The organism is Halocynthiibacter styelae, from assembly GCF_016123485.1.
GTDB classification, from domain to species: Bacteria; Pseudomonadota; Alphaproteobacteria; order Rhodobacterales; family Rhodobacteraceae; genus Halocynthiibacter; species Halocynthiibacter styelae.
This window is the reverse complement of record NZ_JADCKQ010000002.1, coordinates 244,378-259,068: the sequence shown is the minus strand read 5'-3', so window position 1 is coordinate 259,068 and position 14,691 is coordinate 244,378. Positions and strand designations below refer to the sequence as shown.

Here is a 14,691-nt window from a genome sequence, read left to right as displayed (position 1 = left end):
ACTGGTCTACTCTGCAATGTTTGGACAGGATTTGGTGTAATTTTAGCTACTCTTTTCTTTTGCCGATCGGCTTCTATTTCTTCTCTCTTCAACCAGTAAAGCGCGGTGCAGGAAAGATTTAGTCGCTGGTGTCGAACGATACCTACGGCCGTCATCAATTATCATTCGCCTGAACGATCGCTGTGATGTCTCTAAACCAGCCGACAACATCGCCGTCTACATCTCTCTCGGCAAGCAATGCTGCTGTCATCCCTGCCGCCACCTGAATGTTCAATTTCTTTTTGACTGCAGATTGCCCCATATCTGGCACGAGTTGAGTTAACTTGCTCGCATCGGATACAGCTAACGGCACGTTCGTTTGGTCATCCACAACAATATCTATCGCTAACTCGTTCAGAATAGCGTCACCGTGCAAATAGTTTTCAGTTTCTCTTTTGCTCGTCAGCCTCGCAGTATTTTCGTTTTCCGCAGAGTTCACTTCATCAACATAAGTTTGGTATTTAGCCGCATCTTCTGGGCCGCAATCCCGGTCATATATATGATATTCCTTGCAGCCAAAGCCTCGTAGGTACTGCCGCGTGACCCAATGCTGAAGAACGGCTCCGCCCATCGGGACAATGGCGACGTGTGGGGAAGATGAAATATCAAGAACCGCTGGGTCGATGCCAGAAACTGCAGAGAAAATATTTTCAAAAAAGTTAACATCATTCGGTCCCTCTACCATCACCAACACCCTTACCCGGCTATCTGGAAGAACACCCAATTCATTCGCAATTTTCAAAAGAAGCTCAGCTTCTCCGTCACCTTCATCGCTAACTTCTTCGATTGTTGGGCACGCTGCTTGTAAATCCTTTGTGACGAGCCTGAGAGACACCGCTGGCAGGTTCTTCGCGACAAATGGTGAATGGGTTGTAAGTAGTACCTGAGCACTGTTGCTTTCCGCCAAGCGTTTAAAACTATCCAATAGGAGTCTTTGGTTTTGTGGGTGCTGCGAGCTTTCAGGTTCTTCGAAAGCGTAAATAACCCCACGCCCGTCTTCTTCGGAACGGCGTTCAGCCTCCGCCCTAAAAAAATTCAACAACACAAGGCGCTTTGTGCCCGAGCCCCGCTTATTGAAGGGAATATTTCCCTCGGTCTTTAGGGCAGTCTTGAAGCTGTCCCACTTAGGCTGGCCAGTGACGTCGGGCGACAACCCAACAGCTAATTCTGGTGCCATCTCCTGCAGCTTTAGCAATGTGCGAGCAACTAGTTCGTTTGCTCTTGTCTGAACTTCTTCGACGATCGCTGTAATCTCAGCTTCGCATTCCGCAATTGCGATTTTAGCGGCCATGGCCAAGGGATCGCGTGCTTCACCATCTTGATCAGAACTTGCACGGTCCACTTTAAACAAGCAGAAATACGGAATGTGAGGCCTAATTTGGTCCCAGATTTTCTTGGCATCATCTTTAGTAATTGGAACTTTTACGGTCCCATGAGGGGCATCCGCAAAGTGCTGAAATATAGCATTGCGCCAAGGCGGGTTCTTTCCTCGATCCGCAGTTGGAAGACCTTCCTCTAGTCCTAATTCACGGCCAAGTTTTCGCAAGTCGGCTTGCTTGAGCAAGATTGGATGTCCTTGCTCAAGAAGCGGAGCTGTCGCGTCAACAAATACTTCTGCGGCTTTCCCTGCCTTATATTCTTTTACGATCCTCAATACATGCTGACCATCGGGCTTTTCGAAAAGAAGATGTTCTGAATTGAGGTCTGTTGCCGCTGCAGCATCTAAAACTAGCTCTGTCGGGAAATCTGAAAATTCTGCGGTCAGAACCACTGTGTTTAAGTTTGGGTCTACACATAAATCTTCTTTGTCGAGCTTTTTGGAGTCATCAAAAAACAAGTCAAGCGCATCCATCAATGAAGACTTGCCAGCATCATTTTTCCCTACAAAGGTAGTAAGGTTTTGCAGAGATACCTTGCGAAGTTCGCGGTAACCTCGAAAACCCATAATCTCGAATGTAACTAGTTGCATAGACGCTCCCCAAAATTGGTATCGTATTGCGCGATCAAGTGAAGTGTATGCCCTTATGAGCTGAATGCTCGAAAGTGGCAAATATTGAATTTTGTTAGTCAAAATCTGGCCATGCATTAAGGTCTGCTTTGGGAAGTAGCAGCGCGGAATCACGACCCTCGGCCAATGTCCGGAATGGGCCGTTCGCTACAACGTTACCCAACGGCGGCAATCTGTCATTCGCTGCGTTCTTCATCAAGGTCAGCAATGGGCATATTCTGTTGAAAAACTCACGCATTCAAAAAACGAGATCAAAATCCAGAACATCATTCTTAGATATGCCGCATCTGAAAATCTACATTTTTAAGAAGCGTGGTTTGCGGGAGGATATTCTGCAATTTTGGCATTTCGGATAAAACATCGAGTTTTTCAACAGAATAGGCAGTTAGTGTACTTTGCAAAGTCACGTGTTCGGCTTGAAGATGCCTTTCGAAGTTGGCCCGGGCCGCTAGGATGCGGCTTTCTGTAAGCGGACACTGAACAGCCGACTATTGCGCCGTCAGCGCCGGTCTGTACGCTAAACAAAAAAACCGCAAAGAACATTAGACAACCTTCCAATTTTTTGGTGAGGGGCAACCGGGCCGCAGCGGTCCTGATCAAATGCTCTGGAACAGCTAAATTCTGGAAGTCACATACTCTTCAAAATTTGCTCGAGCACTGCTGACGGTTCGCCCCGCGCGGAGCCACAATCTTGTTCAGTAAATACACCAACCAAAGACACTTGCCCAAGTGCCAGTTTCGCGCTGTCCAACATAGGCCCACCTGACAGACCTCGTGGGATCGGCGCGGTTTGAACCATTTCACTGGCGGTGGATTTTACCTTGCTTCGTCGATACTGAAGACCAATCAAACCGTCGGTCGTTTTTTCGGACGCCCCCGTAAATGTATAGGGCATAGGTTTCAAAGTTTCGCCAGTACGTTTGAAGTCTCTGGCTAGGTAGCCGCCAACGGTGATTGGAGAGGAAGACGCGGTGCTAAAATTGCCTGTCCCCAGGCAAGGTCGACCCACCAATTGATCTGCATAGAAACATGCGATGTCACGATCTTTCGCAAAGAAAACCTCACTATCGACGTCGCCGACATAGACCCAATTCTCGCCAGCACGAAATGCCTTCTCACCAGCGCGATCCTTTCCATCATGCCCAAAGATGGTATGTTTCGCGGTGACCAACACCGGGCGCGAATTATAGCTGAGTATGAACCCAGTACCTATTTGGTCAGGTCGAGTGGCATTTTGCGCGTTCGATTCATAGATCGGCACGAGTGTCGGCAGTATAGTGTTGGCGAAGTTCTCTTCAACAAGTTGTATGTATTGCTCAATCATATTGTAACCGCTTTAGCTGTGTTCAGTGGGTGCTACCAAGTCTAGAATCTCAGCCCGCCAAAGATACGGCCCTTTGCCGCTGTTCACAACAATCTGAAATGCTGCGGTGCAGTCCACCGAAGAGGACATTGCTGCGTTGGTGCAGCATTATTCGAACACTAAAGCCTGCAATCTAGACCCAGAATGAAAAACAACCTCAGGCATTGTGTTTTCCGCATGTGGTTGCGCATAGTTGATCTTCTAGGGCTGCTGAATCGCTGCCCTTAGAAACCAGTATTTGAAAAGGCCGCATTTGGCTCAAGCATTCCAATGGGATAAGAGAATATTATGTCTGAACAGGCCATTGATACAGCAGAACAATTTGAAAAAGCACTAAACAGCCCCAAACAAACATGGTTGCTATGCGCGGGCATCAGCTACCCCGCCAACATCCCACTGATGATCCCATTAACAAAGCGGGTGCTTGACCTAGCCCGAATTGAAAAGTTCCTTGGGAACGATGAAGTTTTAACAGTCATCGACGCGATTGAAGGCGATATCGACGAGGATGCCCATATAGAAATTTTTCTGACCCATCTTGCCGATCTCATTTCAATGAGTGTCCGCGCTCGAGATAACAATGCTCAAGTCGCAGCAAATAAGGTTTCCTATGATACACTAAGAACACTACATAATGGCCTTCTCGAGTTGATATCCACCACCATACGATGGGGTTACCGCGCGGCTTGGAAAGACGATCCAGAGTTAGTAGGAACACCAGAAGAGCCGATTGTGAAAATTGATGAACATCTAAATTTTGTTGATGCTATTTTTCAGAAAAACCAAGCCGGATTAGAAAATATTCGCGGCACAATTGAATTTTTCACAACCAATTACGACACGCTGATAGAAGATGCGTTGGCACTAAAACAAGTCCCATATGATGATGGGTTTATTGGCGGTGGTGTTGGGTTTTGGGCTGGTTACGACGTTGCAGAACATCGTTCAACCAAAGCGAGGGTTGTAAAATTACATGGCTCAATCGACTGGGTTGCCCCTGAGCACGACGCATCTCAACTTTTTCGCACACGATTTAACGACAAGTACCCAAAGGCGGAAAATGCTGTGGTTATCTATCCTCAATCAACGAAATACATAAATACTCAACTCGATCCCTTCTCAGCACTTTTCAATAGGTTCCGCCAAAACCTATCTGACGGAGCCGAGCGTATTCTTCTTATCTGTGGGTACTCATTCGGTGATGAACATATCAATGAAGATATAATATATGCGATGTCGAAAAAAGACAGCCGCCTTACAATGGTTGCCTTTGCCCAAGAAAATGGCGGCCTGCCGGAACAACTTGAAACTTGGCGTAAACTTTCATGGGGAGAGCGCATCTACATTGCCTCAGACAAAGGACTATACCGTGGAAGTGCTGGTCCATTCTGGGAGGTTGATGGTGGCCGATCATGGTGGACCTTTGCTGGCGTGACTGACTTACTTTCTAACGGCTTACCTCAAGACATAGAGGAAGCATTGAAATGAGTACCGCAAGCGCATTTTTGATTAGCGATGATCTGCAAATCGGCACCGTATTCGAAGTTTCAGGCAGTTCGATAAAGATTGCTTTGGACAAAAATATCACCGAATTAACACGCGGCTACAAAGGGCGTGTGTATTCTGTCGGGCAGCTGGGCAGCATTATCAAGCTGCACATGGGCCGAAGGCTTATTTTCGCTACTGTTAGCTTGCTGCGGTTGCAGTCAGACGAGGAAGCAGCAGCTATTGCTGCGACCACGGGCATCGCTTCGTCAACAATGGATAAAAGGGTGATTGAAGCCGATTTATTAGGGGAGGCGTGGTGGCAAGCCCAATCGGAAACCTTAGATTTTCGACGTGGGATAAGCACTTACCCACTTCCCCTACAATCGGTATATCTAATGACTAAGGCCGAAACGCAGATGCTCTATGAGAGCGTGGAGAGCACTAGAGGCGACGGGATTAACTGCCATGTACCTATTGGGAGTTACATCGGTGCTTCGCGCGTCCCCTGTCGTGCAAATATGGACAAACTGTTTGGACAGCATTGCGCAATTCTCGGATCAACTGGGTCAGGTAAATCAGGAACTGTCGCCTCGATTTTGCATTCAGTCATTGCGCATAAAGCTGTTGGCGAGCAAGACACGAGATCTCGAATCGTCGTGATCGACCCTCATGGCGAATACAGAAAGGCGTTTCGGGGCGTTTCGACCGCATTCAAAGCCTACGATTCACCGCATGACGAAGAAGAAGGCACTATAAAGTTAAAACTCCCATTTTGGCTAATGTCGAGTGATGAATTTCGCTCACTTGCAGTTGGAAAGGCGGAAGTGGAAGCAACGTCTCAAGCAAATGCCGTCTACAAAGCTCTAACTCATGCACGAATGGCCCAAGCGGGATTGATACTAAAAGCGGAAGAAATAGACATTGCCACTCTTGGAGAGCACAATTCACCGCAAGTACCTATAGCCCGAACCGAAGGCACGCCAGAAGAACAACAAAAACGCATGGACGCCATTTCGAGTTTTGACAGGGATAAGCCGAGACCGTTTCAGCTTGATGAGTTTCTAGCACATATAACAAAGCTACAGTCCCAACGATGGCATCAAGCAAGATGGCAAGATAAGACACCATCAGAATTGGAAAAAATGTCGTCCATTCTCGACAAAATCAGAGTTCTAAAAACGGACAGCCGCATACAATTTCTGATGAACGATTATCTGGGCGATGGCCTAGCCATAGCCGACGTTCTGAAGCAATTCATTTCCATACAAGGTGACAATGAAACCAAAATTCGAATTATCGATATATCCGGCCTTCCAAACGAAGTTGCTGGCCCATTGGCTGGGGCTATTGCTCGCCTCTTATTTCAATACAAGCTCAACCAATCACGACCAGAAAGGGAGAGAGACCCGATTTTGCTCGTGTGCGAAGAAGCGCATCGATACGTTCCAAACCGTGGTGATGCACAGTACGCAGTCGCTCAAGATGCAATTAGGCGTATTGCGCGTGAAGGGCGTAAATATGGCCTTGGTTTGATGCTTGTGTCACAACGCCCCGCCGACGTAGAAGGCACGGTCATTTCTCAATGTAATTCATGGATTGTATTGAGATTATCAAACAGTCAAGATCAACAACATGTGTCACGCTTTTTGCCTGACAGCCTATCCAATATGACTTCTGCACTGTCGTCGCTTCCTAGGCAGGAAGCTTTGTTTGTAGGCGAAGCTGCCGCGCTACCGGCCCGAATTAAAATCAGTTCTCTGCGTGAAGAAAAATTACCCGATTCTAATGACATTTCGTTCGCAAAAGCCTGGTCAGAAGACGCCCCTGATAACGCCTTCCTGGACCAAATTTGCAAAAACATGCAATCATGAAAACGAGGGACCGAAATAAAGCCACAGAATACAGCTGACCGATGTCTGCTTTTATGAAATGCAGTAATCCAATTGCACCTGCAGCGAATGTCAGGAAACCCGCCCGAGGCGTCAAATCCCAATTTCCGGTTTGGGCTGGCAGCAGTCATGGGTCGCTTTGGGCAGTTAGTGACCTTTGCAAAGTCGAGCGGTGGCCCAAAGGAGACATTGACCCGCGATCTTGCAAGCCGCGGTACGCTCCCTCAAACCGGACTTTCGCTGCAGCAGCACCGATTGCTGTTATTGATACTGGCGCATTCGAAGAAATGACCTTGAATGCGAGGCGTTTTCCGTCGACAAGGGCCAAAGTTTTTGCGAGAGTGAAGGTAAGAATTTGCAAAGGTGCCCAATTTACGCCTTTGAAAAACAGGTTGTGAACGACTTAGAGCATTTGGAAAGGGGGGCGCATGTCTAACACAAAGCAAATCCTCGCGATGCTTGAAAGCCGAGCCGATGGTGACGATGAGCAATTCTATGCCATCGCTCTCCAAGTTGCAGCATCTGAAGCACGATCAGGACACCGCTCGACTGCCGAGCAACTGCGATCTGCAGTTGAAAAAGCCCGTGAGCTAGCCGGCAAAGGTGCATCGGTCGCCGTGCCGTTTGCATCGCCTCGGGGGGACCTTGCGGACTTAATCGAGCTGCGTAACCCAGAGCATAATCTGGACAATGTCATGCTCAATCCGATGTTGAGGACGCGTATAGATGACGTCGTTCTACAACAGAATAAGCGTCATTGGTTGCGCGAACATGGAAAAACGCCAAACAGGCGCGTGTTGTTCGTTGGCCCGCCGGGATCTGGAAAAACGATGACGGCTGAAGCACTTGCAGGGGCTCTGCGTTTGCCTTTGTTTGTTATCCGCCTCGATAGTTTGATTACACGATATATGGGTGAAACGGCTGCGAAGCTACGATTGGCTTTTGATGAAACCGCGCGGCACAGAGGGGTATACCTCTTTGACGAATTTGACGCATTGGGCGCTCATCGCGGTGCCAAAAACGATGTGGCCGAGATGCGCAGGGTGCTCAACTCCTTTCTGCAGTTTATGGAAGAACCGAACGGTACGGACAGTTTGATCGTTGGTGCTACGAACTATCCCGACCTTTTGGATCCAGCATTGCTGCGCAGATTTGATTTGGTCTTAGAATTTCAGTCACCATCTGATGACGAGATCAAAGCGATTATCAAAGCGAATTTGCGGCCGATGAAGTACCCCAATTTGGCTTGGAAGAAAATCGTTGGGTCTGCTCAGGGATTCAGCCAATCTGAAATAGCGCGCGCAATTGAGGAAGCGGTAAAAACCGCTATTCTGAGTGAGCACGATAAGGTGACAACCGACGATATTTTACACCGCCTCGATGACCGCAAGGCGATGCGTAACGCATTTGGAGCGGTGAAAATAAACTCTTAAGAGCAGCAAATGGTTTCAAAATATAATTTAAAGCATATCGACATTATTAGTCGTAGATCACGGAACGATTACAAAGCATCCAATGATCGCTTTCCCGGACAGCAGCAGCCGCGTGATCGAACAGTCCATGGCGGCAAGCTGCGTGGAGATTTAGCATCTGCTCTTAAGGGGTTTGACGAAAGCCGACCGAATGATCCACGCACCGATCCGGTCAAGGGCGCATTTCTCGAAGTGGAACTGAAACGCGGTGGGGTTGCGGATAAACTCGAGCGTAAAAAATCTGGTGTAAAGCCACTGGCTGCCCGGCTGGACGCGGCTGAGAACAAGGTTGTCGGCCTATTCGTTCCCGACGAAGCGCGTGCGGTCTTGGCCCATGTTTTGGAGGAGTACCACACCGGTCCCTTAACTGAAGATACAAATAATCCACCTCAGAAGAGTTTTGTCGATCCGATTGAGAGTTTTCGCCAAGCACGTCTCGAAACTTTTTGGACCGACGACCCTGCCGCGCTCCCAGATGATCCAACACATTGGATGTGGTGGGAGGTTTGGTGCGTCAAAAGCGCAGAGGCCGACCTCGAGGAACTTGCTGAACAGTTAGATGCGCGCTGTGCCGCTGTAGATCAGCGCCTGCAATTTCCGGAACATGTCGTAATTCCTGTTTATGCCAACCGCACGATGATTGAGATCATGCTGTTTGGTCGTTTTGCGATTATGGAGCTGCGACGGGCGACTGATAATCCGACTTTCTTTCTTGATACGCTCGACGACGATGATCAGATTGCGTGGACCGACGATCTCGCAAATCGGGTGCAGTGGCCTGTCTCAGACGCTCCGAGTGTATGTCTGCTTGATAGCGGTGTGAACCGGGGCCACCATCTCATTGAGCCGGCTCTAGCGACAAATGAACAGGATGCTGTTGTAAAATCTTGGGGCGTGGACGACAGCGGCCCTTTCCCAGGGCACGGCACACAGATGGCTGGACTGGCGCTGCACGGTGATCTCACATTCCGCCTTGGGTCATCTCTTCCCTATGAACTTCGTCATCGATTAGAATCCGTCAAGATTTTGCCACCACCGGGTGCAAAAGCTACCGAAGAGCGGTTTTATGGGTCTGTAACTAAATCGGCAGTGAGTATTGCTGAAACTAACCACCCTGATCGGCGAAGAGTATTCTGCATGGCGGTGACGAATGACGGTGTTTCGGGCATCCAGCCAACGACGTGGAGTGCTGCAATCGACCAAGAGGCCGCAGGTGTAACTATTGGCGGAGAACAGGCTCCAAGAAGACTTTTCGTCATTTCAGCGGGAAACGCGCCGAATCCTATTATGATGCGGGACGTCCAGCCTGTTGACACACTCGCCATCGAGGATCCGGCCCAGGCTTGGAACGCGCTGGTTGTGGGGGGGTATACAGATAAGATTGACATTCAAGAGCCCGAGCTTGCTGATTACAAACCTATGTCCGATGCGGGTGAACTCAGCCCTTTCACAAGGTCTTCGACTCTTTGGACGAAAGGCCGTAGCCCATATAAGCCTGACATAGTCATGGAAGCTGGTAACCGTGCTGTTGATCCGACGGAGCAGACAGTCGTCGACACAAATTCTTTGTCAGTTCTGACCTCGGGGCCTGATGTCAGCCGAAAACCTCTGACAGCCTTTCGCGCGACCAGTGCCGCGACGGCAGAAGCCTCGCGGCTTGCGGCCCGGCTGATGGAGCGCCATCCGGATTATTGGCCTGAAACTATTCGTGGGTTGATGGTCCATGGTGCTGAGTGGACCGATAAAATGCGCCGTGTTCTTGACCCACTTGGGAAGACAGATGCTGCCGCTTTGTTGCGCCACTTCGGCTATGGTGTCCCATCGTTTGAGCGCGCTGTCGCATCGGCTGAGAACCACCTCGCATTGGTCGCACAGAGTGAAATCCAGCCCTATACGTCTTCAGGGGGGCGGAGCTTTAAGGATTGTCATTACTATGATCTGCCTTGGCCTGCTGCAGCGCTTGAGCTTTTGGGTGACAGAGAAGTTAAGCTGAAGATTACTTTGTCATATTTCGTGGAACCTAATCCTGGCGCGCTCTCAACATTAGATGCGTACAGGTATCAGTCTTTCGGTCTACGTTTTGATCTCAAAAGGCGGAATGAAACTCTTACCAATTTCAAAAAACGGGTGAACGTCACTGAACGTGCCGACCGTTTCGACAAGCCGCCCTCAGGGAGCGATGACGGTAAATGGCGGTTCGGACCAGACTCGATTTCGTGTGGATCTTTGCACAGTGATGAATGGTCGGGTCCGGCCGCACACTTGCTGACACGGGATGTGCTTTGCATTAAGCCGGTTGGTGGTTGGTGGCGCGGTCGAGCTGATGCGAAAGTGTGCAACAAGAAGTCGCGTTATGCCCTGATCGTATCGATCAAAACCCCAGATCAGAGTGTGACGCTCCATACCGATATCTCAGCGATAATAACGCAATCTGTCGCTGTGGGCACCGACATAGAAATCGATTTTTAGGACTGAGTGATGCCCTGAGCCTCCTTTTTTGGCGAAGCCCCCGTGCAGCGGTTCTGGGTCCTTGCCAGGTATTCAGACCTCGGATTAATCGCAGTTTCTTTGTGCTCCATCCATAATCAAATGTTTTCTTTTGGACGGTGCTTTCAAAGAAATACGCCTGTAGCGAAGGTCTGCAATTCGCCCGACGTGTCGAAAGGCAAGGACTGCTAAGGGCTGGGAGCCGTCATTAGACCCAAATTACACCCGGCCTGCTTAGGGCCGTTCGCGTTAAACGGCCCCAGGGCTTATATTTCAATGGCCTCAACCAACTACGATCTGCTGCAGTGACCACTTGCACGTTAGCTTGCGCCTTGCCGCCATTGATGCAGGGTTTAGCATTGCTTCGGCACTATCGTCTGCACCGCTAGCTGAGACCACGCAGCAATTCTAACGAGGGTTCGCCAGTTACGGGCAACCCGCGGCTGGACTGATAAGCACTGATGGCCGCACGGCTGTTGGGGCCAATCACGCCGTCAGCACCATCAGTGTCAAAACCAGCGGTAGTCAGGCGTTGCTGCAATGCTATCCGATCGTCCTTAGTTAGCCCGTTTGAATCGGGTGGAAAGGGCGTCCTCAATGGGCCTGCCCCCCTGATACGGTCCGCGAGATGGCCCACTCCGATCGCATATGCATCTGAATTGTTATATCGTTTGATCGCCCGGAAATTGCCTGTTACGGCAAAGCGCGGCCCGCCAGCTTGGGGCTGGATAACGTTGCTTGAAGACGCTCCGGCGTCAACTTCATCACCCCATCTGATCCCTCGTGTCCAGCCATTGCGTGCAAGGTAGGCCGCGGTAGAGGCCAGCGCATCGCTCGGGTCCTCAGACCAGATGTCGCGCCTCCCGTCGCCCGTGAAGTCGACCGCAAACGACTCGTAGGATGTTGGAATGAACTGCGTGTGGCCCATTGCACCCGCCCAACTGCCCGTCATCCGGTCCGCTGTGATATCGCCGTTCTGTATGATCTTTAGAGCGGCCACGAGCTGTTGTTCAAAGAACGCACCGCGCCGTCCATCAAAGGCGAGAGTGGATGTGGCCGATACTACAGGCACATCGCCCCGACGTTCGCCATAGAAGCTTTCCAGCCCCCAAATTGCGGCGATGATCTGGGCATCCACACCGTATCTGTCTTCCAGTGCTGCGAGGGTGGACCGGTGAAGGGAAAATGCGGCGCGGCCCTTTGTGATCCGTTCATCGGATGCGGCGATAGCAAGATAATCCTCTAAGCTGCGCTTGAATTCGGTTTGGTTGCGATCACGCCTGACAACGCCGGGAAGATAACCAGTATTGCGAAACCCGGCTGAGACTGTCGCGTCCGAAATGCCGTAACTTCCCGCACGACTGCGAAATGCCGCGACCCAGGCTGCATAAGCTGGGTTTGGAACGGGCCGAAGATCAGATGGCAGTCCAACGGCAACAGTGGAAGTTTGGGCATGGCGACTTGATAGGGTGATCTGACTGCACGCAGTCAAGCCGAAAGCCGCAATGCCAATCCCGAAACGACGTCTTGTGGTTTTCATTTGTTACCTGTGACTGTTTGTTGTGACGGCGACGGTAGTGGAACTGGTTCGGAACGTAAACTGAAAGAACGATTTATGAAAACCGGGCATTGGCGCAAATGGCCGAACATCGGCATTTCAATCGGCAAAATGCTGCGTCGAGCACGAATGTCTGCTTCGGTGGACCAACCACAACATATTGACTGGGTGTCGAAGGTCCAGTTTGGGCCGAAATTACCAATCTTGTGTTTGTCGTATTGGCGCGTAGCGCCAATATAGACCTCTAAGTCCATCTGAGATAGATCCGAACCTAGGGGTCAGTTGCAACGCTTACGGTGGGACGGCGACGGGGAGGAATAAACTATATCAAGGCGAGTTCGCTGTTTTCATTCATCACAGAGGTGCCTGAAAGCGTGTTCACCAAATGGTGTTGATCAGCCCCCCAAAAAAACTCATCCAATTTTGTGTCATGTCTGCCTTATTGTTCTCCCTTACCCTACCTTAGGCGACCGAGGGTTAGAGTTTTTGTCCTTTTGAGGCGGCAGCCGACTATTTTTGTAGATGCTGTCTCCTAGGAAATCGACGGCATCATCGGTTCGTTTGGAATAACAGATAGTTATGCAAATTTGCTTTACATTCTCAAATTTGTTTTCTTAGCACTAAGGCCTTGAATATTTTTTGTTTCATCATACATCGACTACTGACACGGAGTAGTGCTCCTCGGGCCCGACAGCTACGGCAAATTAGATCGGCAACCTTAAACGGTCATCGTGAATAAAAACGCGGGTCCATTGTTGCTATTAGGCAGCCGGCGCGGGCCATTAGTTGATGACCTCAGCTTCGATGAAATGTGTCACTCTGCTTTCTTTCGTTGCTTTGTCATCACCATTCTGCAGCAATGGTCCGAGGATAAAAATATGAAAGCAAAACACCTGCTATGGGAGCGACGGCCTGTAGGGATTGTGCCTGTGTTACCGCATGTCAGTGCTGATACCGGAATGAGGTACCTCTCTGAACCCGACAGTTTTCTGGAGGGCGGTGATTTCAATGATGCATGACGAATTGACATTGATCACCGGTGATCAGCTAGCAAAATTACATGGATACAGTTCCGTCACATCCAGCTGCCGCACATGGTGGAAATCTATTGGTATCCAAAGTCTGCCCGGACGAAATAATATCTACGATCCGCGACAGGTCAGAGAACGCATGGACCTTGTGGCTGGGCTGCAGAGAACAGCCCCTGTGAATAAGGAAGGGAAGCCATCTCTGACGGAACAAAGGAGGGCACGAAAAAATGCCGAAGGATAGTCTTCCTCCAGAGGTTCATCGCGTAAAGGCAAGACTGGCTGATGGCTCATGCATGTACTATTTCAGCTTGCGTGGCCGGAAAGGGACCGGATTTTACAAGTCACGGCACAGGTTGCCAGGGGAACGAGAGTTTCACACTGCTTACGTGTCTGCCTTAGATGCAGCAGCGCCGAAAAAATCAGGTTTTTCGACTTCTGATTTGGTCGATGACTACCTGTCTTCGCCACGATACCATCGACTGAAACCACGTACAAAAGAGGACTACAGTATGTGGTTGAGCCGATTCACCTCTGAATTCGGTGATGATCCCGCTGTGATGTTTGAAGAATGGGAGTCGAAAGTCGAGGTTAACGAATGGCGCGATGCCTGGAAGAGTAGTCCTAAACAGTTTGATTACGCAGGCGCCGTGGTGACCATGCTGTTGAATTGGGGCGCGGGAAAAGGACGAATTCGAAATCATTACTGCAGTTTCGAGAAAATTTACAAAGCTGATCGGGCACATATCACCTGGACTCAGGAATTCATTGATAGGTTCCTGAAAGTTGCTCCAGAAAGTGTCGGGCGGGTTTTGATTGCTGCGACTGAGACGGGTCTCCGTCCGGCTGATTTGGTCAAACTTCGGATGTCCGATGTTCAGTACCTAAATTCCGGAAACCGCCGTTTGAGGATCGCAACCAACAAGCGGGGTGTCTTTGCACATATCCCTATTACGCCGAAGATGGCGCAACTCATTGATACAGTACCAGAAGGGCAGGACTATTTACTGGTAAATGCGTCGGGAAATCCGTGGACGGCACGATACGCGTCTCAGAGAATTAGTCACTGGAAGAACAAGGCTGGGCTTACGGAAGCGGCACTTGGCTATAGCCTCCACATGCACGATTGCCGCGGAACAGCCACCACACGGCTGCTGGAAGCGGCTGCCGACGCAGTGCAACTGGCAACCGTGTTCGGGTGGAATTTGAGGTATGCAACTCAGATGGTGGAAGTCTATGCAGTGGTCGGAGGGGACAAAACCGACAAGATTTTGGAGCTGGTTGCTAAAGCTGAAAAGAACACCAGCGGAACGTAATTGTAAAATGCCTTGTAAAATGGGCATCTGTAAATCAATGAAA

General features: G+C 49.9%; 8 protein-coding genes. 5 read left to right on the top strand and 3 right to left on the bottom strand.

The genetic code is table 11. From position 1 onward, the window contains the following. Positions 1–154 precede the first annotated feature (154 nt). Both H1D41_RS03465 and H1D41_RS03460 read right to left on the bottom strand, forming a co-directional pair. Positions 155–2,008 (bottom strand): ATP-binding protein, encoded by a 1,854-nt coding sequence (locus tag H1D41_RS03465; protein WP_228847599.1) that lies wholly within the window; start codon positions 2,006–2,008, stop codon positions 155–157. A 667-nt stretch (positions 2,009–2,675) separates the two neighbouring features. Further along, positions 2,676–3,371, bottom strand: a complete 696-nt coding sequence (locus H1D41_RS03460; RefSeq protein WP_228847598.1) for a hypothetical protein — start codon at positions 3,369–3,371, stop codon at positions 2,676–2,678. Positions 3,372–3,698: 327 nt separating this feature from the next. Between H1D41_RS03460 and H1D41_RS03455 the strand changes: the two genes are divergently transcribed. The 4 genes from H1D41_RS03455 (at position 3,699) to H1D41_RS03440 (ending at position 10,728) form a co-directional block, all read left to right on the top strand. Beyond that, complete coding sequence (locus tag H1D41_RS03455) at positions 3,699–4,898, top strand: SIR2 family protein (RefSeq protein WP_228847597.1); 1,200 nt, start codon at positions 3,699–3,701, stop codon at positions 4,896–4,898. After that, positions 4,895–6,769, top strand: coding sequence for an ATP-binding protein (locus H1D41_RS03450; RefSeq protein ID WP_228847596.1), 1,875 nt, complete (start codon positions 4,895–4,897; stop codon positions 6,767–6,769). The genes H1D41_RS03455 and H1D41_RS03450 overlap by 4 nt, the downstream gene beginning before the upstream one ends. A gap of 446 nt (positions 6,770–7,215) precedes the next feature. After that, positions 7,216–8,220 (top strand): AAA family ATPase, encoded by a 1,005-nt coding sequence (locus tag H1D41_RS03445; protein WP_228847595.1) that lies wholly within the window; start codon positions 7,216–7,218, stop codon positions 8,218–8,220. A gap of 9 nt (positions 8,221–8,229) precedes the next feature. Beyond that, a complete protein-coding gene (locus H1D41_RS03440) occupies positions 8,230–10,728 on the top strand; it encodes a S8 family peptidase (RefSeq protein ID WP_228847594.1) in 2,499 nt (832 codons plus the stop codon). Between the two features lie 403 nt (positions 10,729–11,131). Here the strand turns inward: H1D41_RS03440 and H1D41_RS03435 are convergent, their stop codons facing one another. Beyond that, the gene (locus H1D41_RS03435) at positions 11,132–12,286 is read right to left on the bottom strand and encodes a lytic murein transglycosylase (protein ID WP_228847593.1); all 1,155 of its coding nucleotides are present in this window, start codon (positions 12,284–12,286) and stop codon (positions 11,132–11,134) included. Positions 12,287–13,562: 1,276 nt separating this feature from the next. On the opposite strand from H1D41_RS03435, the gene H1D41_RS03430 reads away from it, so the two are divergent. Beyond that, complete coding sequence (locus H1D41_RS03430; protein WP_228847592.1) at positions 13,563–14,648, top strand: tyrosine-type recombinase/integrase; 1,086 nt, start codon at positions 13,563–13,565, stop codon at positions 14,646–14,648. Positions 14,649–14,691 lie beyond the last annotated feature (43 nt).